Below are 728 nucleotides of genomic sequence, written 5' to 3'. Positions count from 1 at the left end.
TCCTGCTCGGGCCCTTGTGCCGGCTTCATGTGCTCCAGCTGTTCGGCGGGCATCAGGTCGCGCAGTTGATGCTGGTAGGCCGACACCGTCAGGCTCAGGTCCAGGGCCATGCCTTCGGCATCGGTGAGCGCCACCACTACCGGTACTTTCGGCTGGGTGTAGGGGTAGTGCCGGCCGATGGCAACGAGGTTGCCGATCGGCAGGGTTTCGGTGATCGGGTCGCTGCTCCAGGTCAGGGGCATGCGCCGCTCGGTGGGCTTGAAGTCTTCGACCCAGGTTTGCAGGGCACTGACCGGCAAGACATGGCGTTGGGTTGAGGGTACCTGGTTGCCGGCTATCAGTTCGGCCATGTCCAGCTGGCGCATGTGCCGTTGGCGCAAGGCGGCTGAACTGGTGATGCGGGCGGTCATGGCGTTGGTCCACAGGTGCGGGCTGTAGCCGATCCACACTTCCCTGGCGGTATCGGGGCAGGTATCGGCCCACACCCAGCCCAGGGTGCGGCTGGACAGGTAGCGATCACGCCGGTGGTAGTCGTCCAGCCCGCGGTAGCGCAGTTCCTTGTAAAGGCCCGCGCCGACGTACTCGTGAATGACCAGTTTCTGGCCCAGGGCGCCTTGCATGAACACGTAGACATAGCCCGGGCGCAGCGCGCGCAGGGTGTAGGCAGAGTGTTGTAGTGGCCCGAAGCCTTGTTCGAGGTTGAAGCCTGCATCGGCATAGCGGCAGGC

At 64.7% G+C, this 728-nt stretch carries 1 protein-coding gene; it reads right to left on the bottom strand.

Annotated features, from left to right (window positions below; all coding sequences use genetic code 11):
- Positions 1 to 728 (bottom strand): T6SS effector BTH_I2691 family protein (locus tag M2S36_RS24100; RefSeq protein ID WP_333957985.1); only part of this gene is annotated, 728 nt, incomplete at both ends.

Source organism: Pseudomonas sp. SF2, from assembly GCF_036858055.1.
Classification (GTDB): Bacteria; Pseudomonadota; Gammaproteobacteria; order Pseudomonadales; family Pseudomonadaceae; genus Aquipseudomonas.
The sequence above is the reverse complement of the archived record's forward strand: the minus strand, read 5'-3'. Positions and strand labels throughout refer to the sequence as shown.